This is a genomic window from Mitsuaria sp. BK041 (assembly GCF_014193085.1).
Classification (GTDB): Bacteria; Pseudomonadota; Gammaproteobacteria; order Burkholderiales; family Burkholderiaceae_C; genus Roseateles.
This window is the reverse complement of the sequence record NZ_JACHYT010000001.1, coordinates 2,961,656-2,981,227: the sequence shown is the minus strand read 5'-3', so window position 1 is coordinate 2,981,227 and position 19,572 is coordinate 2,961,656. Positions and strand designations below refer to the sequence as shown.

General features: G+C 68.9%; 24 protein-coding genes. 19 read left to right on the top strand and 5 right to left on the bottom strand.

The window, feature by feature from the left end:
- The first annotated feature begins 97 nt into the window (after positions 1–97).
- The 11 genes from mltG (at position 98) to FHT38_RS12540 (ending at position 8,077) form a co-directional block, all read left to right on the top strand.
- Positions 98–1,093 (top strand): endolytic transglycosylase MltG, encoded by a 996-nt coding sequence (gene mltG / locus FHT38_RS12590; protein ID WP_147242492.1) that lies wholly within the window; start codon positions 98–100, stop codon positions 1,091–1,093.
- A 39-nt stretch (positions 1,094–1,132) separates the two neighbouring features.
- Complete coding sequence (gene tmk, locus FHT38_RS12585) at positions 1,133–1,744, top strand: dTMP kinase (protein ID WP_091733433.1); 612 nt, start codon at positions 1,133–1,135, stop codon at positions 1,742–1,744.
- The gene (locus FHT38_RS12580) at positions 1,738–2,802 is read left to right on the top strand and encodes a DNA polymerase III subunit delta' (protein WP_183491972.1); all 1,065 of its coding nucleotides are present in this window, start codon (positions 1,738–1,740) and stop codon (positions 2,800–2,802) included. Before tmk ends, FHT38_RS12580 begins: the two co-directional genes overlap by 7 nt.
- A gap of 65 nt (positions 2,803–2,867) precedes the next feature.
- Entirely contained in the window at positions 2,868–3,257 is a 390-nt protein-coding gene (locus FHT38_RS12575) for a PilZ domain-containing protein (RefSeq protein ID WP_091733888.1), read from the top strand.
- 133 nt (positions 3,258–3,390) lie between these two features.
- Positions 3,391–4,176, top strand: coding sequence for a TatD family hydrolase (locus FHT38_RS12570; protein WP_183491971.1), 786 nt, complete (start codon positions 3,391–3,393; stop codon positions 4,174–4,176).
- 1 nt (position 4,177) lies between these two features.
- Positions 4,178–4,963 (top strand): ankyrin repeat domain-containing protein, encoded by a 786-nt coding sequence (locus tag FHT38_RS12565; protein WP_183491970.1) that lies wholly within the window; start codon positions 4,178–4,180, stop codon positions 4,961–4,963.
- Between the two features lie 198 nt (positions 4,964–5,161).
- Positions 5,162–5,428 (top strand): hypothetical protein, encoded by a 267-nt coding sequence (locus FHT38_RS12560; RefSeq protein WP_091733441.1) that lies wholly within the window; start codon positions 5,162–5,164, stop codon positions 5,426–5,428.
- Between the two features lie 173 nt (positions 5,429–5,601).
- Entirely contained in the window at positions 5,602–6,267 is a 666-nt protein-coding gene (locus FHT38_RS12555) for an OmpA family protein (protein WP_183491969.1), read from the top strand.
- A 27-nt stretch (positions 6,268–6,294) separates the two neighbouring features.
- Entirely contained in the window at positions 6,295–6,999 is a 705-nt protein-coding gene (locus FHT38_RS12550) for a hypothetical protein (RefSeq protein ID WP_183491968.1), read from the top strand.
- A 303-nt stretch (positions 7,000–7,302) separates the two neighbouring features.
- The gene (locus FHT38_RS12545; RefSeq protein ID WP_091733447.1) at positions 7,303–7,464 is read left to right on the top strand and encodes a DUF1328 domain-containing protein; all 162 of its coding nucleotides are present in this window, start codon (positions 7,303–7,305) and stop codon (positions 7,462–7,464) included.
- A 64-nt stretch (positions 7,465–7,528) separates the two neighbouring features.
- Positions 7,529–8,077, top strand: coding sequence for a hypothetical protein (locus tag FHT38_RS12540; RefSeq protein ID WP_147239700.1), 549 nt, complete (start codon positions 7,529–7,531; stop codon positions 8,075–8,077).
- 206 nt (positions 8,078–8,283) lie between these two features.
- On the opposite strand, the gene FHT38_RS12535 is transcribed toward FHT38_RS12540, so the two are convergent.
- Entirely contained in the window at positions 8,284–8,763 is a 480-nt protein-coding gene (locus FHT38_RS12535) for a carboxymuconolactone decarboxylase family protein (protein WP_183491967.1), read from the bottom strand.
- Between the two features lie 145 nt (positions 8,764–8,908).
- Here FHT38_RS12535 and FHT38_RS12530 point away from each other — a divergent pair, with 145 nt between their 5' ends.
- Positions 8,909–10,207 carry an MFS transporter gene (locus tag FHT38_RS12530; protein ID WP_091733453.1) on the top strand — a complete coding sequence of 433 codons (1,299 nt, stop codon included), beginning with the start codon at positions 8,909–8,911 and terminating at the stop codon, positions 10,205–10,207.
- 168 nt (positions 10,208–10,375) lie between these two features.
- Here FHT38_RS12530 and FHT38_RS12525 read toward each other — a convergent pair whose 3' ends face one another.
- Both FHT38_RS12525 and FHT38_RS12520 read right to left on the bottom strand, forming a co-directional pair.
- A complete protein-coding gene (locus tag FHT38_RS12525; RefSeq protein ID WP_091733455.1) occupies positions 10,376–10,591 on the bottom strand; it encodes a CsbD family protein in 216 nt (71 codons plus the stop codon).
- A 90-nt stretch (positions 10,592–10,681) separates the two neighbouring features.
- Positions 10,682–10,954 carry a hypothetical protein gene (locus tag FHT38_RS12520; protein ID WP_310737373.1) on the bottom strand — a complete coding sequence of 91 codons (273 nt, stop codon included), beginning with the start codon at positions 10,952–10,954 and terminating at the stop codon, positions 10,682–10,684.
- A 328-nt stretch (positions 10,955–11,282) separates the two neighbouring features.
- On the opposite strand from FHT38_RS12520, the gene FHT38_RS25355 reads away from it, so the two are divergent.
- The gene (locus FHT38_RS25355) at positions 11,283–11,405 is read left to right on the top strand and encodes a hypothetical protein (RefSeq protein ID WP_255488672.1); all 123 of its coding nucleotides are present in this window, start codon (positions 11,283–11,285) and stop codon (positions 11,403–11,405) included.
- Positions 11,402–11,821, top strand: a complete 420-nt coding sequence (locus FHT38_RS12515) for a hypothetical protein (protein WP_183491966.1) — start codon at positions 11,402–11,404, stop codon at positions 11,819–11,821. The genes FHT38_RS25355 and FHT38_RS12515 overlap by 4 nt, the downstream gene beginning before the upstream one ends.
- A 67-nt stretch (positions 11,822–11,888) precedes the next feature.
- On the opposite strand, the gene FHT38_RS12510 is transcribed toward FHT38_RS12515, so the two are convergent.
- Positions 11,889–12,584, bottom strand: coding sequence for a Bax inhibitor-1/YccA family protein (locus tag FHT38_RS12510; protein ID WP_091733890.1), 696 nt, complete (start codon positions 12,582–12,584; stop codon positions 11,889–11,891).
- A 105-nt stretch (positions 12,585–12,689) separates the two neighbouring features.
- Between FHT38_RS12510 and FHT38_RS12505 the strand changes: the two genes are divergently transcribed.
- The 5 genes from FHT38_RS12505 to FHT38_RS12485 all read left to right on the top strand — a co-directional run bounded on the left by FHT38_RS12505 (position 12,690) and on the right by FHT38_RS12485 (position 18,981).
- Entirely contained in the window at positions 12,690–13,091 is a 402-nt protein-coding gene (locus FHT38_RS12505; protein ID WP_091733461.1) for a heme-binding protein, read from the top strand.
- Between the two features lie 432 nt (positions 13,092–13,523).
- On the top strand, positions 13,524–14,684 hold the full coding sequence (carA, locus tag FHT38_RS12500; RefSeq protein WP_091733463.1) for a glutamine-hydrolyzing carbamoyl-phosphate synthase small subunit: 1,161 nt from the start codon (positions 13,524–13,526) through the stop codon (positions 14,682–14,684).
- A gap of 18 nt (positions 14,685–14,702) precedes the next feature.
- The gene (gene carB, locus FHT38_RS12495; RefSeq protein WP_183480236.1) at positions 14,703–17,969 is read left to right on the top strand and encodes a carbamoyl-phosphate synthase large subunit; all 3,267 of its coding nucleotides are present in this window, start codon (positions 14,703–14,705) and stop codon (positions 17,967–17,969) included.
- Between the two features lie 83 nt (positions 17,970–18,052).
- Entirely contained in the window at positions 18,053–18,532 is a 480-nt protein-coding gene (gene greA / locus FHT38_RS12490; RefSeq protein WP_091733466.1) for a transcription elongation factor GreA, read from the top strand.
- Positions 18,533–18,543: 11 nt separating this feature from the next.
- Positions 18,544–18,981 carry a DUF4149 domain-containing protein gene (locus FHT38_RS12485; protein ID WP_183491965.1) on the top strand — a complete coding sequence of 146 codons (438 nt, stop codon included), beginning with the start codon at positions 18,544–18,546 and terminating at the stop codon, positions 18,979–18,981.
- 86 nt (positions 18,982–19,067) lie between these two features.
- Here FHT38_RS12485 and yhbY read toward each other — a convergent pair whose 3' ends face one another.
- Positions 19,068–19,544: a ribosome assembly RNA-binding protein YhbY gene (yhbY, locus tag FHT38_RS12480; RefSeq protein ID WP_099861797.1), complete on the bottom strand. Its 477-nt coding sequence runs from the start codon at positions 19,542–19,544 to the stop codon at positions 19,068–19,070.
- Positions 19,545–19,572 lie beyond the last annotated feature (28 nt).

Here is a 19,572-nt window from a genome sequence, read left to right as displayed (position 1 = left end):
ATCAGCCCCCGCATTTCACGAAGGGCCCCGGGTCTTGTCACGCGCGAAGCACAACCCTCGCCGCGCCGCGAGGAAATCGAAGAAGCAATCGGGCCGGATCGGACGCTGGCTGCTGTCCGTGCTGGTCGCGCTGGCGGTGCTGGCCGCGGGCGCCGGCGGCGCCGTCTGGTGGTGGCTGCAGGCGCCGCTGGCGCTGGAGAAGGACAGCCTGGAGCTCTCGATCGAACCCGGCACGCCGCCGCAGCAGGTCGCGCAGGCCTGGGTCGGGGCGGGCGTGCAGACCGATCCGCGTTTCCTCTACGCGTGGTTCCGCTATTCGGGACAGGCGCGCAAGATCCGCGCCGGCAGCTACGAGGTCCATGCCGGCATCACGCCGCGCGAGCTGCTGGACAAGATGGTCCGCGGCGACCAGGTGCTGGAGCAGCTCCGCCTGATCGAGGGCTGGAACTTCCGTCAGCTGCGCGCCGCGATCGCGGCCGCGCCGGCGCTCAAGCAGACGACCGCCGGCATGACCGACGCCCAGATCATGGCGGCGCTGGGCGCGCCCGGCCAGGCGCCGGAGGGCCGCTTCTTCCCCGACACGTACGCGTACAGCCGCGGCGTGAGCGACCTGACGGTGCTCAAGCGCGCCCATGCGCTGATGCAGAAGCGTCTGGAGAGCGCCTGGTCCGGCCGCTCCGACGGCCTGCCGCTCAAGAGCGCGGACGAGGCGCTGATCCTGGCCTCCATCGTCGAGAAGGAAACCGGCGCCGCGGCGGACCGCGGGCTGGTGGCGGCGGTGTTCATCAACCGGCTCAAGGCCGGCATGCCGCTGCAGACCGATCCGACGGTGATCTACGGGCTGGGCACCGACTTCGACGGCAACCTGCGCCGCATCCACCTGCAGACGGACACCCCGTTCAACACCTACACCCGCGGCGGGCTGCCGCCGACGCCGATCGCGATGCCGGGCCTGGCGGCACTGCAGGCGACGCTGCACCCGACTCCGTCCAAGGCGCTGTACTTCGTGTCGCGCGGCGACGGCACCAGCCAGTTCAGCGAGGACCTGGCCGCGCATAATCGCGCGGTCAACAAGTACCAGCGCGGCCGCTGAGCGTCCGCGCTGCGCTTTTTTCCGAGAGAGCATCCACGCGTGAGCGGCCGATTCATCACCTTCGAGGGCATCGACGGGGCGGGCAAGTCCACCCATGTCGAGTCCGTGGCCCAGCGCCTGCGCGAGCGCGGCGCGGACCTGGTCCAGACCCGCGAGCCGGGCGGCACGCCGCTGGCGGAGTCGCTGCGCGACCTGTTCCTGCACCAGGACATGGATGGGCTGACCGAGGCGCTGCTGGTGTTCGCCGCGCGCCGCGACCATGTGCAGCGCGTCATCGCGCCGGCGCTGGCCGCGGGCCGGACGGTGCTCTGCGATCGCTTCACCGACGCCAGCTTCGCCTACCAGGGCGGCGGCCGCGGCATGGACCTGCAGGTGCTGGGCACGCTGGCGCAGTGGGTGCAGCAGGGCCGGGAGCCGGACCTGACCTTCTGGTTCGACGTCGACCCCGCCATCGCGGCCGGGCGCCGCGCCCAGGCGCGTGATGCCGACCGGCTCGAGCAGCTGGACCTCGACTTCTTCACCCGCGTGCGCGAGGGCTACCAGCGCCGCGCCGAAGCGGCGCCGGGCCGCATCGTCCGCATCGATGCCGGCGACACCATCGAGGGCGTCGCGGCCCAGATCCGCGCCGAGCTGGAGCGCCGCGGATGGTGATCGAATCCTCCGTGACCGCCGACGGCGCCGCCGCGCTGGCCGATGGCGGCCAACTGCCGCTGCCCTGGCTCGCCGCGCCGCTGCACCAGGCGCTGACCCAGGGACGCAGCCACGCGCTGCTGCTGCAAGGGCCCGCCGGCGTCGGCCAGTTCGACCTGGCGCTGCTGCTGGCCCAGGCCTGGCTCTGCGAGGCGCGCCCCGCGCCCGATCAGCCCGGCTGCGGCCGCTGCGCGAGCTGCCACCTGCTGCGCTCGCGCTCGCATCCGGACTTCCAGGTGCTGCTGCCCGACGCGCTGCGGGAGCCGCTGGGTTTCGGCGCGATGGAGGCGGACGGCGAGGGCGGCGGCTCGGCCAAGGCCGCCAAGACCAAGCCCAGCAAGGAGATCAAGATCGAGGCGGTCCGCCAGATGCTCGCGTTCGCGCAGGTCAGCGCGGCGCGGGGGCGGGCCAAGGTCGTGGTCGTCTACCCGGCGGAGGCGCTGAACACCATCGCGGCCAATGCGCTGCTCAAGACGCTGGAGGAGCCGGCCGGGCTGCTGCGCTTCGTGCTCGCGAGTGCGGCGCCGCAGCAGCTGCTGCCGACCATCCGCAGCCGCTGCCAGCCGCTGCAGATGGCGTTGCCCGCGCGCGAGGCGGCGCTGGCCTGGCTGACGGCCCAGGGCGTCGACCAGCCCGGCGTGCTGCTGGACGCCACCGGCGGCCGGCCGCAGGAGGCGCTGCTGTGGAGCGAGGAGGGCGTCGGCGCCAAGACCTGGCTGGAGTTGCCGCGCCGCATCGCGCGGGGCGAGGCCAGCGCGCTGACCGACTGGCCGGTGCCGCGCGCGATCGCCGCGATGCAGCGTCTGGTGCATGACCTGATGCGCATCGCCCATGGCGCCGGGCCGGCCTACTTCCCGCGCGACGCGCTGCCCAAGCTGCCGGCGGTGCGCGCGGCGCTCGACCAGTGGGCCCGCACGCTGCAGCAGGCGGCGCGGCATGCGGACCATCCGCTCAATGCCGGCCTGCTGATGGAATCGCTGGTGGCCCAGGGGCAACAGGCGATGCGGCCGGCGCGGTAACCGAATCTGACCCGCGGGCGCGGCGAGTAGACTCGGCGCCCATGAGCGAACTCAGCCTGAAACCGATGAGCACCACTCCGCCCGCGTCCGCTCCCGTCCCGGCCCCCGCCGGCGGTGCCCGACCCAGCGTGATCCAGCTGGTGTTCAAGGAGAAGGGCGCGCTCTACGCCGCCTACATCCCGATCTTTTCGGAAGGCGGCGTGTTCGTGCCGACCACGCGCGAATACAAGCTGGGCGAGGACATCTACCTCCTGATGACCCTGCCCGAGGATCCCAACCGTTATCCGGTCGCCGGCAAGGTCGCCTGGCTGACGCCGGCCAACGCGTCGGGCGGCCGCACCCAGGGCGTCGGCGTGCGGTTCCCCGGTGACGAGAAGACCCGGCTGATCAAGCTGAAGATCGAGGAACTGCTGGGCACGGCGATCTCCTCGGCCAAGCCGACGCAGACCATCTGAACGCCGCGATCGCCGGCCGCGCCCAGCGGACGGCGTCCGGCTGACCCCGCGCGGCGCGCTCCGCGCCTCTGCCTGCCAAGGGCATTTCCGCCGGGCGCTGCGCCGCGTCGCGATCCGGCCCAGAGTTCCCGCGATGTACATCGATTCCCACTGCCACCTGAGCTTCCCCGAGCTCCAGTCCCAGCTCCCCGACCTGCTGGCCGCCATGGACGCGGCCCGGGTGACCCAGGCCATCTGCATCTGCACGACGATGGAGGAATTCCCCGAAGTGCAGGCCCTGGCCACCGCGCACGCGCCGCTGTTCGCGACGGTCGGCGTCCATCCGGACAGCGACGAGGTCCATGAGCCCAGCGTCGACGAGCTCGTCGCGGGCGCGGCGCAGCCCAAGGTCGTCGCCATCGGTGAGACGGGCCTGGACTACTACCGCCTCAACGGCCGCACCGTCGAGCAGATGGAATGGCAGCGCGAGCGCTTCCGCAACCACATCCGCGCCGCCAAGCGGACCGGCAAGCCGCTGGTGATCCACACCCGCTCGGCCGCCGAGGACACGCTGCGGCTGATGCGCGAGGAGGACGCCGGCCAGCCCGGCGGCGTCGTGCACTGCTTCACCGAGACCATGGACGTCGCCAGGGCGGCGCTGGACCTGGGCTTCCACATTTCGTTCTCGGGCATCGTGACCTTCAAGAACGCGGCCGATCTGCGTGAGGTCGCGAAGATCGTGCCCGCCGACCGCCTGCTGATCGAGACCGACAGCCCCTACCTGGCCCCGGTGCCGTTCCGCGGCAAGCTCAACCAGCCGGCCTACGTGCCGCATGTGGCCAAGCTGGTGGCCGAGGTCCGCGGCGTGCCGGTCGAGGACCTGGCGGCGCAATGCACGGCCAACACGCGGCGGCTGTTCCGGCTGCCGGAGGCGGCCTGAGATGGCGGGGCGATCGAGCGGGCCGCGTCGCGGCCGGTGGTCGGTGCCGGCGAAGCTGGCAGCGTTCAAGGCATTCAAGGCATTCGCGGCGGTGGGCGGTTTGACGCTGGCCGCGGGGCTGCTCGCGCCGGTGTGGGCGCAGGGGCGTGACGCCCGGGCGCCCGCGACGGTGGCGTCGGAGGCCGTCGCGCCGCCCGAACTCCACGTCGCCGCGCGGAACGACCACGCCGCGACCGTCATGAAGCTGCTGCTGGCGGGCACCGATCCCAACGTCCGCGACGCGCAGCGCAACACGGCGCTGCACGTGGCGATCCGGGAGGAGTCCGGCAAGGCCGTCGAGGCGCTGCTCAAGAGCCCCGGCACCGACGTCAACGCCATCAACCAGGCCGGCGAGACGCCGCTGATGCTGGCCGCGATCAAGGGCAACCTGGACATCGCGCGCGAGCTGGTCAAGCGCGGCGCGCTGGTCAACGAGCCGGGGTGGTCCGCGCTGCATTACGCGGCCGCCGGGCCGAACGAGCACCTGGTGCGCTGGCTGGTCGGGCAGGGCGCCGACATCGACGCGCGGTCGCCCAACGGGACGACGCCGCTGATGATGGCCGCCGGTTACGGCGGGCTGAGCGGCGCCGAGATCCTGATCGCCGCTGGCGCGGACGTCGCGCTGCGCAACGACCATCAGCTGAGCGCGGCCGACTTCGCCCGTCGCGCCGGGCAGGACGAGATGGCCGACAAGCTGGACCAGCTCGCCCGGGCGCGTGCTAAGGCCGCCGCCACGCCGGCGCCGTAGGCGGCGCCCCCCGGCGCGACGCTTTCCCGCGCCTTTCCGAGGCATCGGTCACACGCCGCACGGCGCGGTGAGGCAGCTGCTGGCATTCCCCTAGGAATCCGTCTGACACGCGGTTTGGCGGCCCGCCCACTGTTGGCGGCCCGGGTCGGTCTCTACAGTTCATCCCATGCCGACACGGTGTCGGCGCCGGAGACCGAGATGCTGACCACGACCCAAGACTTCGCCGCCAACCCGTTCGCGATGCTGCTGGATCCCGAGCGCGTCGCCCTGGAAGTGGCCGGTTCCGAACGCCTGGCGCGCCTGCGCAGCCGCATCTACCGCCCGCTGGACAAGCCGCTGATCGCGCACCGCGACGCCGGCGACCAGGCCGCCTACGACGAGGAAGTCGATGCGGCCGAATTGTCCGAAGCCGATCTGCTCCCGCTGGACGACCAGCCGTCCATCGGCACCGAACTGAGCGCCTGAGATTCGCTGCCGGGGCAAGGGTCCGGAACGAATCGGCGCAGCGCTTGTCGGTGCTGTCTGACCCGCGCTTCCGCCAGCCGACTACACCCGGCCCCCCGCGATCTCCCTAGCATGACGCTCAACCGAGGTCCCTCTATCGTGTGACCGAGCCCACAGCCCGCCTGGAGACTGTCATGCGCCGCCCCCGAGTCCGCTCCCGTCACGTCGTCGAAGCCGCGCCAGGCGTCCTCGCCGAACCGCGCTGGCGGTGGCTCGCGGCGACCAGCCTGCCGGTCCTGGCGCTGGCCCTGATGCTGCTGGGCGGCTGTGCCTCGATGGGCGACCACTCGGGTGCCCCCTCCACCTCACCGTTGACCACCGTCACGCCGGCGCTTCCCGCCGGCTCCGTCATCGGCGGGAATCTGTGGTCCCCCCGCATGGAGGAGCGCCGCCTGGCGGTCGTGCAAGCCAGCGGAGGCACCGGCATCGGCGTCGTCCGCACCGCGGACAACCAGCTCAAGCTGACCCTGCCCACCGATGCGGCCTTCGACCTGGGTCGTTCCGAGCTCAAGCCGGCGATGCGCCCCGCGCTGGATGAAGCCAGCCGCGACCTGGACGAGCAGGTCCGCATCACCATCGTCGGGCACACCGACAGCTCGGCCGGCGATGCGGTGAACGGGCCGCTGTCGCTGGATCGGGCCGAGACCGTGCGCGAATACCTGGTCCACCACGGCGTGCGGCGCGGCCGCTTGCTGGTGGAGGGGCGCGGCGGACGCCAGCCCGTGGCCAGCAATGCCACCGAGGCCGGAAGGGCCGCCAATCGTCGGATCGAGATTTTCCTGTCGCAACCCGCGTCCTAAGTTGTCATCAAGTACGGGAGTTGAGTCATGAATGCCTGCTGCCCCCGCCTGCTGCTGATGGCCGTGCTGGCCCCGGCCGCCCTGAGCTTCGCCCAGGCCGGCCCCGCCAGCGAGCTGTCGCCGACCTCGCTGGATGACCATGTCGAGCTGACCGGCCGAAGCCTGTCCGAGCGGTCGCGACAGGCGGCGACCAGCCGGAGTGCCGCGGCGAGCAGCCGCTATACCGTGACGCAGCACGCCGCCGAGCCGCTGGCGACCGCCAATCAGCCCGCCGGCGCCGCCGCCTGGTACGGCCGCGCGCCGCAGGCCACGCAGACGATGCTGTGGGCCCGTCCCTGGTCCGGCAGCGGGCTGCGGCTGGGCGTGGGTGTCGAGCAGCGCGGCGCCGCGATCGGCGGCGGCCTGTATTCGACGCCGTACCAGAACGCCAGGCCGGGCGCGGCCGGCGACGCCGGCGTGCTGGTCGGCCTGGCGCTGCCGACCGGGCCGCGCTCGCATGCCTACGTGCAGACGCCGCTCGTCGATGCGCAGCGCGCGCAGATCGATGAACTCACGGTCCCCGGCATCAACAACCGGGATCAGCGCCAGCTGCGGGTGGGCATGGTCTTCAACACCCGCAAGCCCTATGCGGACCTGCGCAAGGGCTTCCGCATGGAGCTCAGCGGGCAGTCCTCGCTGACCTTCCGGCCGCGTGGCGGCCGCGTGGGCGTGACCTTCCAGAAGATCTGGTGAGGCTCTGCTGAAGCGCGGCGGGCACGAGGCTCGCGCGCGGTGATCCGCGGACAACCTTCGGCCCCCTCCCACCACCGCTTTTCCTTCTCTTCGCAAGCCGGCGTCAGCCGGCTTTTGCATTGGCGCTGCCGTTTTGGGCCCGCGCCGGGGGCGCGGTTCCGCGCAGTCCGGCGCGGTAGGTCCTCTCCTACAGCGCGGCGGTTGGCGCTCCGACGCGGGGTTGCGGTGCGGGACTGCCCGCGGCGGCCGGGCCAGTCCCTACAGTCATTCCATCGCGGCACGGTGCCGCGCAGGAGAACCAAGATGCTGCACTACGCCGTTGTCTTCTTCGTCATCGCCCTGATCGCCGCGTTGTTCGGTTTTGGCGGCATCGCCGCCGGTGCCGCCGGCATCGCGAAGATCCTGTTCTTCGTGTTCGTGATCATGGCCGTCGCGACCTTCGTGATGAGCCTGTTGCGAAAGTGACGATCCCCGTCATCGCTCGAACTGCTGACTGAACGCTGCCCTCCACAACAAAGAAAGGATCGCCATGAACAAGCCCGCTACCGCCGCCCTGATCGCCGCCGCCCTGAGCCTGTGCGCCGGCATGGCGCAAGCCGCCAACTTCTCCAAGTCGGTCTACGACGGCGCGAAGGACGACATCAAGAAGACCTACAAGGTCGACAAGGATGCCTGCGACAAGCTGTCCGGCAACGCCAAGGACATCTGCGTCAAGGAGGCCAAGGGTCGCGAGGACGTGGCGCTGGCCCAGCTGGAATACAACTACAGCGGCAACGCCAAGGACGAGGCCAAGCTGATCGAGACCCGCTACGAGGCCCGCTACGAGGTGGCCAAGGAGCGCTGCGACGATCGCTCGGGCGAGGCCAAGGACGTCTGCCAGCGCGAGGCCAAGACCGCCTACGAGAAGGCGAAGGCCGAACTCAAGATGAACAAGAAGGTCGCGGAGGCCGTCGATGACGCCGAGCAAACCCGCGTCAAGGCCGACTACAAGCTGGCTTCCGAGAAGTGCAACACCCTGTCCGGCGACGCCAAGGACGTGTGTGTGAACTCGGCCAAGGCCCGCTACAGCCAGCGTTGATCCAGCGTTGATCCAGCGCTGATCCCGCTCAACCCGACAACCCCGGTGGGGGCGCGAGCCGGCCAGGTCCGGACCGCGCTGTCGTTGAACCGGCGGATCCGGGCCAACAACTCGAACATCGCCCGGATCCCCCTGTCGACACCTGTTGCAACGGCGCCCCGAAGGGCGCCGTTTTCTTTTGCCGACGCGGATCTTGCCGGCGCGGATCAGGCCAGGCCGGCCTTGTCCAGTCCGAAGGCCTTGTCCTGCGTGCCGGGCACGCTGCGGACCGCGACATTCAAGCGGTTCCAAGCGTTGATCGAGGCCACGAGCCAGGTCAGGTCCGACAGTTCCTTCTCGCTGAACTGCTCGCGCACTTCGGCGTAGACGGCATCGGACACGCCGCCGTCCGGAATGCGGGTGAGGACCTCGGTCCAGCGCAGCGCGGCGCGTTCGCGGGCGGAGAACAGCGGCGATTCGTGCCAGATGGCGACGTGGTGCAGGCGCAGGGCGCGTTCGCCGCCCATCACCGCCTGCTTGACATGCATGTCGAGGCAGAAGGCGCAGCCGTTGAGCTGCGAGGCGCGGATCTCGATCAGGTATTGCAGGCCGGTTTCCAGGCCGCTTTCCTTGAGGCCCATGGACAGCTCCACCAGTTTCTTGAAGGCGGGGGCGGACTGTTGCATGTAGTTGAAGCGTTGGCTCATCGTGGGCTCCGGGGTGAAAAGAGGGTTGGTAACGACAAGACGAAACAGCCCGCGCACGTGTGACATCGCCCTGCGCCCAGGCGGGTGGACCGGCTGGCTAAACTGGCCGGCGCCCGACCAAGAAGGCCCCGAACACACCGCCGCCGTGACTGCTCCACCTGCTTCCACCCCCGATCCCGCCTCCCCGTCCGACGCTTCGCCAGCCCCGCGGGTCAGCGTGTTCCGGCATCCGGGATTCACCGCCTTCCTGGTGTGCCGCCTGGCCGCCGTGTTCGCCGGCCAGATCCAGGCGGTGGTCGTGGCCTGGCAGGTGTACGACCTCACGCGCCAGCCGCTGGCGCTGGCCTATGTCGGCCTGGCGCAGTTCATCCCGATGCTGCTCTTGCTGCTGCCGGCCGGCGACCTGATCGACCGCTTCAGCCGCAAGCCCATCCTGGCCCTGAGTTGGGGCGTGAGCGCGTCCTGCAGCCTGGCGCTGTGGTGGCTGGCCGGGCACGGCCATGCCGGCGTGACCGGCATCTACGCCGTCCTGGTGGTGTTCGGCTGCGCGCGGGCCTTCTCCGGCCCGGCCTTGCAGAGCCTGTTGCCGCAGATCGTGCCGCGTGAGCAGCTGGCCCAGGCCATCGCCGCCAACAGCATGCTGTTGCGCGTCGCGAGCATCGGCGGACCGTTCCTCGGCGGCCTGCTGTACGGCTTCGGCGGGGCAGGGCTGACCTACCTGGTCTGCCTGGTCTGCTTCGCCCTGGGCACCGCGCTGCTGGTCGGCGCGGTGCCGGTGCGCTTCGCCGCACCGCCGTCGCCGGCCGGCGGCACGATCTGGCAGCGTTTCGGCGCCGGCATCCACTTCATCCGGTCGCGACCGATCATCCTCGGGACGATCTCGCTGGACCTGTTCGCGGTGCTGCTGGGCGGCGTGGTGGCGCTGCTGCCGATCTATGCGCACGAGGTGCTCCACGCCGGGCCGGAAGGCCTGGGCGCGCTGCGCAGCGCGATGGCTGTCGGCGAGGTCACGGCGGGCTTCTACCTCAGCCTGCGGCCGTTCAACCGCCATGTCGGCAAGGCGATGTTCGCGGCGGTGGCCGTGTTCGGGCTGGCGAACCTGGTGTTCTCGTTGTCGACGACCTTCTGGCTGTCCTTCGGCGCGCTGGCGATCGCTGGCGCGGCGGACATGGTCAGCGTCTACATCCGCGGCGCGCTGGTGCAGTTCTCGACGCCCGACGAGATGCGCGGCCGCGTGAACGCGGTGAACATGCTGTTCATCGGCTCGTCGAATGAACTGGGAGAGTTCCGCGCCGGCAGCGCCGCCGCCGCGCTGGGCGCGGTACCCGCGGCCGTGACCGGCGCGGTTTGCACGCTGGGGGTCGTCGCCGGCTGGGCGGCCCTGTTCAAGCCGCTGCGCACCGTCGACCGGTTCGAGGAAGCCACCCCGGCCGTCACACGCTGAGCGCGCTCCGCCGCGCTCGCTGCAGAGCGCGCTGGCGCAAAAAAGCCGCGCCGACCTGGAGGTGCAGCGCGGCAACAGGGAGGAAGCAGTCAATCATCAAACGCCCGGGGCGGGTGCCCCGGGCGTTCCGCCGGACCGTGCCGGCGCAGTCAAGGACCCGGAGCGGAATCAGCTCAGCCAGCGGTCATCGGCGCGGGTCTGCCAGTCGTCGAGCTGCTTGTCGGCCTCGTCCTTGGCGATGCCGTAGCGCTCCTGGATCTTGCCGGACAGCTGATCGCGCTTGCCGGCGATCACGTCGATGTCGTCGTCGGTCAGCTTGCCCCATTGCTCACGGACCTTGCCCTTGAGCTGGGTCCAGTTGCCTTCGATGCGATCCCAATTCATACGAACTCCTTTCAGAAGCGAGTAAGTGACGATGGGACTTGGCAATTACCGGACCCGGTGCCGCAGCGGCGTCGGGTCCGCAGGAACGGATCAGTGGTTGGTGCGACCGCGCACCGCGGGCGGAAGGTAATCCTTGCCGACCATGGCGCGGGCGAACAAGTAGTTGTTGCGGGCGCGAGCCGGGAGGCTGTCGAGGTCGACATGCCCTTGGGGATCGCATGGGAAGGACATCGCGCGGCCGGCGTCGAAGATCGATTCGAAGCGCACTTCGAATTGCGGGGCGGCGGCGTCGGCGGCAATTTGGAGGAGGCTCATGTCGTTCTCCTGGTGAGTTCCTTTGCTTTCACTATCGGCGTTGGCCATGGTCCTTCCCATAAGCGCAACTCGGTGCGCGATGTCGGTGCCGGACGGTGGGCCATGTCGGGTGTCGTCCTACAGCGTGTGGGCTCAACGGAAGGTGTTTCCTCGACGTTGACGGCGCGCGCGGTGGCCGCCCCGGACTTCACCCAGCTTTGCAAAAGGGGCTGGCGAGCGCCTTGCTCCCTGGTGGTTGGGGACGCGCCCCGGCGCGTCGCGCCCGCTGTGGGACAGCACCTACAGCGCCTCGCGGTGCCCGCTGCTTCGTCCCGGCCGCCGCCGCGGCGAGGATGCGTCCATCGCAACCTGATTCCGCTCCGGTTCGAGGCCCATCATGGACGACAACATGCTGATGCTGATGACGCTGTCCACTTGCACCGCCACCGCGTTGGCGCTGCGCATGTGGCAGTGGCTCGATGAACTGGGGCGGGACGATTCCCAGGAGGACCTGCCATGAGCGCCCGACCCCCGCTGCCCCCCGAACATCCCGCCGACGCCTCGATGGGCGACGCGTCCTCCGAGCGCCAATCGCTCAACGAGCACCCGCTGAGCCAGCAGGCCTTCGTCTGCGGAGAGGTCACCTACCGGACGGGCGACGGTCCGCTCGTGACGATCCGTCCGGGGCCGGTGGCCGTGGAGATCAACGAGATCGACGTGACCATCGGCTGGGACGACGGCGATGCCCGGCTGAGCGCCGTCGTGCCGCGCAGCGAATACGCGCGCTTCATCGGCAGCGGCGCCATCAAGCCGGTGGTCGTGCATCGTCCGGAGGCGTCCGGGGAGGGCGCTGGCGAAAGCACTGGCGAAGGTGATGGCGTCGCCCCCAGCGCCCATCCGGAGCTGGACAAGGCCCAGGGCCGGACGCCGCACTGACGCTGCGCCCACGCAAGAAAAAACGCCTCGGAACTCCGAGGCGTTTTTCGTTGGGGAGGGTGACCGGTCAGTCGCGGTCGCCGCCGAAGATGCCCAGCAGCTGCAGCAGCGCGGTGAACACGTTGTACAGGTCCAGGTAGATGTTCAGCGTGGCGCTGATGTAGTTGGTCTCGCCGCCGTCGACGACGCGCTTGACGTCCACCAGCATGAAGGCCGAGAAGATGCCCAGCACCGCCACCAGCAGCGCCAGGTGCACGCCGGTCGATTGCAGGAACACGTTGGCGATGCCGGCGATCATCGCGATCACGGCGCCGACGAACAGGAACTTCTGCAGGCCGGACAGGTCGCGCTTGACCACGGTGGCCAGCGACGCCATCGCGAAGAAGATCGCGGCGGTGCCGCCGAAGGCGGTCATGATCAGCGTGCCGCCGTTCTTGAAGCCGAGGATGGCCGCGAGCAGGCGCGACAGCATCAGGCCCATGAAGAAGGTGAAGCCCAGCAGCGCGGCGACGCCGACGGCGGAATGCTTGGTCTTCTCCACCAGGAACATCAGGCCGAAGGCGCCGACGAAGAACAGGATCATGCTGGCGCCGGTGCCCATCGCGGCCAGGAAGCCGGTGGCCACGCCGATCCAGGCGCCCAGGACGGTGGGGATCAGGGAGAGCGCGAGCAGCGCGTAAGTGTTGCGCAGGACGCGCTGGCGGTCGGCGGACAGCGAGGAGCCGTAGCCGCCCGGGTTCAGGTCGATGATGCGGTCGTTCATGTGCGTGCGCCCCATGAAGTGAGAGTTGGCGTCGATTGTAGGCACGGCCCTTAAGGCTTCGTTAAAGTGATCGTCTTTCCTTCAATCACCGCCACGAGGCCGCAGATGAAACAGAAGCCCTTCCTGACCCTGGACGATGTCAAGCGCATCGCCGCCGCGGCCGAGGCCGAAGCCCTCAAGAACAACTGGCCGGTGACGATCGCGATCGTCGATGACGGTGGTCACCTGCTGTGGCTGCAGCGCCTGGACAATGCCGCCGCGACCTCGGCGGTGATCGCGCCGGCCAAGGCCAAGACGGCGGCGCTGGGCCGTCGTGAATCGAAGGTCTACGAGGACATCGTCAACAACGGCCGCAATGCCTTCCTCAGCGTGCCGCTGGAAGGGCTGCTGGAGGGTGGCGTGCCGGTGATGGTCGAGGGCTTCTGCGTGGGCGCCGTCGGCGTCAGCGGCGTGAAGTCCAACGAGGATGCGCAAGTCGCGAAGGCAGGCATCGCCGCCCTCGGCTGAAGCCCCGGCGCGGCCCGGATTCAGACTTCCGACCCGCGCCATCGACCGACCCCAGTCCACTTCATCCCCGCAGTCCTGCGTGGCGCGGTCCTCGGTGGATCGGGGACGGCAAGGCGTGAGGTTTCTGCGCTTGACGCAGGGGCCTCATGCCTTGGCGGCCAAGCGCTCTGAAGGTGGCAGTCCAGGTTCCCCCACCACCACCGGTTTGCGCAAATCTTCTCCGTAGATACCCCGACGGGTTATACTCAGCAGGTTTACCCGCAACCTACCGCGTCCCGCACACTTCACCCCCGATCGCATCGGATCCCACACGGATCGACTCCCGCACAGGAGACCCGGTCGCACCCGCGCGCCAGTCGTCCACGGCGCGTGCCGGCGGCGGTCCAGGGCCCTGAAGCAGAGCCGGGCGCGCGCACAACAACGGAGTTTCCCGTGCTGCCCGATCTGCTTTCCGCTCCCCCCGCGATTCTTGCCCTGGCAGACGGCACGGTCTTCAAGGGTTCCGCGCTCGGCGCCGCCGGCCGGACCATTGGTGAAGTGGTGTTCAACACCTCGCTCACCGGCTACCAAGAAATTCTCACCGACCCCAGCTATTGCCGGCAGATCGTCACCCTGACGTATCCGCACATTGGCAACTATGGCGTGAACGATGAGGACGTCGAGGCGTCGAAGATCTTTGCCGCTGGCCTGATCATCAAGGAGGCGCCGGTCCTCGATTCGAACTTCCGCAAGGGCCGCACGCTGCGACAGTATCTGAAGGATGAGGGTACCGTCGCTATCGCCGACCTGGACACGCGCCGCCTGACGCGCGTGCTGCGCGAGAAGGGCGCCCAGAACGGTTGCATTCTGGCGCTGAACGCCGGCGAGCAGATCACCCAGGCCCACATCGACGAGGCCATCGCCGCCGCCAAGGGCGCGCCCAGCATGGCGGGCCTGGACCTGGCCAAGGTCGTCAGCCGCACCGAACGGGAGACCTGGACCGAAACCGAGTGGACGCTCGGCAAGGGCTACGGCGAGCAGACCGCCCCCAAGTTCCACGTCGTCGCCTACGACTTCGGCGTCAAGAGCAACATCCTGCGCATGCTGGCCTCGCGCGGCTGCCGCATCACCGTCGTGCCGGCGCAGACGCCGGCCTCGGAGGTCTTCGACCTCGAGCCCGATGGCGTGTTCCTGTCCAACGGCCCCGGCGATCCGGAGCCCTGCGACTACGCGATCAAGGCCACCGCGCAGCTGATCGAGGCCGGCATCCCGACCTTCGGCATCTGCCTGGGCCACCAGATCATGGCGCTGGCCTCGGGCGCCAAGACCTTCAAGATGAAGTTCGGCCACCACGGCGCGAATCACCCGGTGAAGGACCTGGACAACGGCCGCGTCAGCATCACCAGCCAGAACCACGGCTTCGCGGTCGATCCCGACACGCTGCCCGCCAACCTGCGCGCGACGCACGTCAGCCTGTTCGACGGCACGCTGCAGGGCCTGGCCCGCACCGACAAGCCGGCCTTCTGCTTCCAGGGGCACCCGGAAGCGAGCCCCGGCCCGCACGACATTTCGTATCTGTTCGACCGCTTCATCGGTCTGATGTCCAAGGCCTGATGAAGGGGGAGACTGCACATGTCCAAGCGTACTGATATCAAGAGCATCCTCATCATCGGCGCCGGCCCGATCATCATCGGCCAGGCCTGCGAGTTCGACTACTCGGGCGCCCAGGCCTGCAAGGCGCTGCGCGAGGAGGGCTACAAGGTCATCCTGGTGAACAGCAACCCGGCGACTATCATGACGGACCCCGATACGGCGGACGTCACCTACATCGAGCCCATCACCTGGCAGGTGGTCGAGAAGATCATCGCCAAGGAGCGCCCCGACGCGATCCTGCCGACCATGGGCGGCCAGACCGCGCTGAACTGCGCGCTCGACCTGCACAAGCACGGCGTGCTGGAGAAGTACCAGGTCGAGATGATCGGCGCCAACGAGAAGGCGATCGAGAAGGCCGAGGACCGGCTGAAGTTCAAGGACGCGATGACCAAGATCGGTCTCGATTCCGCGAAGTCGGGCATCGCGCACTCGCTGGAAGAGGCGTGGTCGGTGCAGAAGCGCATCCACGCCGAGATCGGCGGCAGCGGCTTCCCGATGGTCATCCGCCCCAGCTTCACGCTCGGCGGCACCGGCGGCGGCATCGCCTACAACCCGGAGGAGTTCGAGGAGATCTGCAAGCGCGGCCTCGACCTGTCGCCGACCAATGAGCTGCTGATCGAGGAATCGCTGATCGGCTGGAAGGAATACGAGATGGAAGTGGTCCGCGACAAGGCGGACAACTGCATCATCGTGTGCTCGATCGAGAACCTGGACCCGATGGGCATCCACACCGGCGACTCGATCACCGTGGCCCCGGCCCAGACGCTGACCGACAAGGAATACCAGCTGCTGCGCAACGCCTCGATCGCAATCCTGCGCGAGATCGGCGTGGACACCGGCGGCTCCAACGTGCAGTTCTCGATCAATCCGGACAACGGCCGGATGATCGTCATCGAGATGAACCCGCGCGTGTCGCGCTCGTCGGCGCTGGCCTCCAAGGCCACCGGTTTCCCGATCGCCAAGATCGCCGCGAAGCTGGCCGTCGGCTACACGCTGGACGAGCTCAAGAACGACATCACCGGCGGCATCACGCCGGCCTCGTTCGAGCCCAGCATCGACTACGTCGTGACGAAGATCCCGCGCTTCGCCTTCGAGAAGTTCCCGATGGCCGACTCGCGCCTGACGACGCAGATGAAGTCGGTCGGCGAGGTGATGGCCATGGGCCGCAACTTCCAGGAATCGTTCCAGAAGGCGCTGCGCGGCCTGGAGACCGGCATCGACGGCCTCAGCGAGATCAGCACCGATCGCGAGGAGATCGTGCAGGAGATCGGCGAGCCCGGCCCGTCGCGCATCCTGTTCCTGGGCGACGCCTTCCGCATCGGCATGACGCTGGACGAAGTCTTCGAGGAAACGAAGATCGACCCGTGGTTCCTGGCCCAGATCGAGCAGCTGATCAAGATCGAGCAGAGCCTCAAGGGCCGCGAACTGGCCGGCCTGTCGGCCGACGAGCTGCGCCTGCTGAAGAAGAAGGGCTTCTCGGACAAGCGCCTGGCCAAGCTCCTGGGCACCAACCAGCACGAGGTGCGCAAGACGCGTCACGCGCTGAACGTGCGTCCGGTCTACAAGCGCGTCGACACCTGTGCCGCCGAATTCGCGACGCAGACCGCCTACATGTACTCGACCTACGACGAGGAGTGCGAGGCCAACCCCACCGACAAGAAGAAGATCATGGTGCTGGGCGGCGGTCCGAACCGCATCGGCCAGGGAATCGAGTTCGACTACTGCTGCGTCCACGCGGCGCTCGCGATGCGCGAGGACGGCTACGAGACCATCATGGTCAACTGCAATCCGGAGACCGTCTCCACCGACTACGACACGTCGGATCGCCTGTACTTCGAGCCGGTGACGCTCGAGGACGTGCTGGAGATCGTGGCCAAGGAGAAGCCGGTCGGCGTGATCGTGCAGTACGGCGGCCAGACGCCGCTGAAGCTGGCGCTGGACCTCGAGGCCAACGGCGTGCCCATCATCGGCACGACGCCTGATTCGATCGACATCGCCGAGGACCGCGAGCGCTTCCAGAAGCTGCTGCATGAGCTGGGCCTCAAGCAGCCGCCCAACCGCACCGCGCGCAATGAAGACCAGGCCGTCGCGCTGGCCAACGAGATCGGCTACCCGCTGGTCGTGCGTCCGAGCTACGTGCTGGGCGGCCGCGCGATGGAGATCGTCCACGGCGACAAGGACCTGGAGCGCTACATGCGCGAGGCCGTGCGCGTGAGCGAGAAGTCCCCCGTGCTGCTGGACCGCTTCCTGGAGGACGCGGTCGAGGTCGACGTCGACTGCATCTGCGACGGCGAGGACACGATGATGGGCGGCATCATGGAGCACATCGAGGCGGCCGGCATCCACTCCGGCGACTCGGCCTGCTCGCTGCCCCCGTACACGCTGTCCAAGGAGCTGCAGGACGAACTGCGCCGCCAGACCGCGGCGATGGCCAAGGCGCTGAAGGTCGTGGGCCTGATGAACGTGCAGTTCGCGATCCAGGGCGACGTGACCAAGGGCTTGGCCGAGAACACGGTGTACGTGCTCGAGGTGAACCCGCGCGCATCGCGCACGGTGCCCTTCGTCTCGAAGGCGACCAGCCAGCCGCTGGCCAAGATCGCCGCGCGCTGCATGGCCGGCGTCAAGCTCAAGGACCAGAAGGCCGCCGGCGGCAAGCCGCCGGTCGAGATCCAGCCCCCTTACTTCAGCGTCAAGGAGGCCGTCTTCCCGTTCAACAAGTTCCCTGGCGTGGATCCCATCCTCAGCCCGGAAATGCGTTCGACCGGCGAAGTCATGGGCGCCGGCCGGACCTTCGGCGAGGCCATGCTCAAGAGCCAGCTGGGCGCGGGCTCGCGCCTGCCGCGCCAGGGCAATGTGCTGATCACCGTGAAGAACAACGACAAGGACCGGGCCGTCGCGCTGGCGCGTGACCTGGCGGCGCTGGGCTTCGGCGTGGTGGCGACCAAGGGCACCGCCGCGGCGATCGAGGCCGCCGGCGTGCCGGTGCGCGTCGTCAACAAGGTCAAGGACGGCCGCCCGCACATCGTCGACATGATCAAGGGCGGGGACATCCAGCTCGTGTTCACCACCGTCGACGAGACGCGCACGGCAATTGCCGACAGCCGTCACATCCGCCAGGCGGCGCTGGCCAACCGGGTGACCTACTACACGACGATGGCCGGCTGCGAAGCCGCGGTCGAAGGCATGAAGCACAAGGATGGCCTGCTGGTGCAATCGCTGCAGGAACTGCACGCCGAACTGCATTAAACTGCGCCATCCATTCCGCCGCCGCTGCTCAGCGACCCTGAGCGGCAGCGGCGGTTTGTTTTGTTTTTCAAGGTTCTAGAGACATGGCCACGACGATTCCATTGACCAAGCGCGGCGCTGAGAAGCTCAAGGAAGAACTGCATCGGCTCAAGACGGTCGAGCGGCATGCCGTGATCAACGCCATCGCCGAGGCGCGCGCGCAGGGCGACCTGTCGGAGAACGCCGAGTACGAGGCCGCCAAGGACAAGCAGGGCTTCATCGAGGGCCGCATCCTGGAGATCGAGGGCAAGCTGTCGTCGGCCCAGGTGATCGACCCGGCGTCGGTCGACGCGGGCGGCAAGGTCGTGTTCGGGACCACCGTGGACCTCGAGGAAGAAGAGTCCGGCAACGAGGTGACCTACCAGATCGTCGGCGACGACGAGGCCGACCTGAAGCAGGGCCTGATCTCGATCAGCTCCCCGATCGCCCGCGCGTTGATCGGCAAGGAAGCCGGCGACGTGGCCGAGGTGGTGGCCCCGGGCGGCATCAAGCGCTACGAGATCGTCGAGGTCCGCTACATCTGAGGCCTTCGCCGATGCTGCTCCGGATCCGTGCGCTGCTGGCCGCCCTGTGGGCCGGCGAGCTGCTGGCGGTGGCGCTGCTGGCCGCGCCGAACGCGTTCGCGACGCTGGACCGCGCGATGGCCGGCAAGTACGTCGCGCGGCTGTTCGAGATGGATGCCCGCTTCGCGCTCGCCGCGGGCGTGCTGCTGATCCTGATGGAACGGCGCCTGCACCGGGATGGCGTGGTCGGCGGATCGGCGATGAATCCGGGCTTCTGGCTGCCCTTGCTGGCGATCGGTTTCACCGCAGCCGGCTATTACGCGCTGCAGCCGATGATGGACGCCGCGCGTCAGGGGCAGGGCAGCTGGACCTTCCTGCAGCTGCATGCGGTGTCGCTGGTGTTCTTCGGGCTACGAACGATCGCCGTGCTTGCGCTGGCGTGGCGCGTGAGCGGACCCCAGCCCCGCTGATCGGAAGGGACAAAAAGGAAAGACGGCCCGCGGGCCGTCTTTTCGTTGGTGCCGGACCTGGCCGCCCGCGCGTGGCGGCGTCGGCTTCAGCCCTGGCTGGACTTCTTGAGGCTGGTCTGACGCGGCTTCTTCGCGCGCTTGACTTCACCGCCTTGGGTGACGCGCTGGTTGCCCAGCACGGTGACCTTCTTGATCTGCGGACGGTTGTTGCCGCTCTTCGAGAACTTCACGATCTTCACGACCTTGGGCGCGGAGCGGGCGTCCTCCTTGACGGCCTTTTCCTTCTCCGGCACCGGGCGCCACAGCACCAGCAGCTTGCCGATGTGCTGGATCGGGGCGGCGTCGAGCTGCTCGGCCAGCGTGGCCAGGATCTCCTCGCGGCCCTGGCGGTCGTCGGACATCACGCGGACCTTGATCAAGCCATGGGCCTTGAGCGCGGCGTCGACCTCCTTGGTGACGGCGGCCGTCAGGCCATCGGCGCCAATCATCACGACCGGGTCGAGATGGTGGGCGTCGGCGCGCTTTTCCTTGCGCTGGGCGGGGGTCAGTTGAATAGCAGGCATCCGCGCATTATCCGTGAGCGGACCGCTC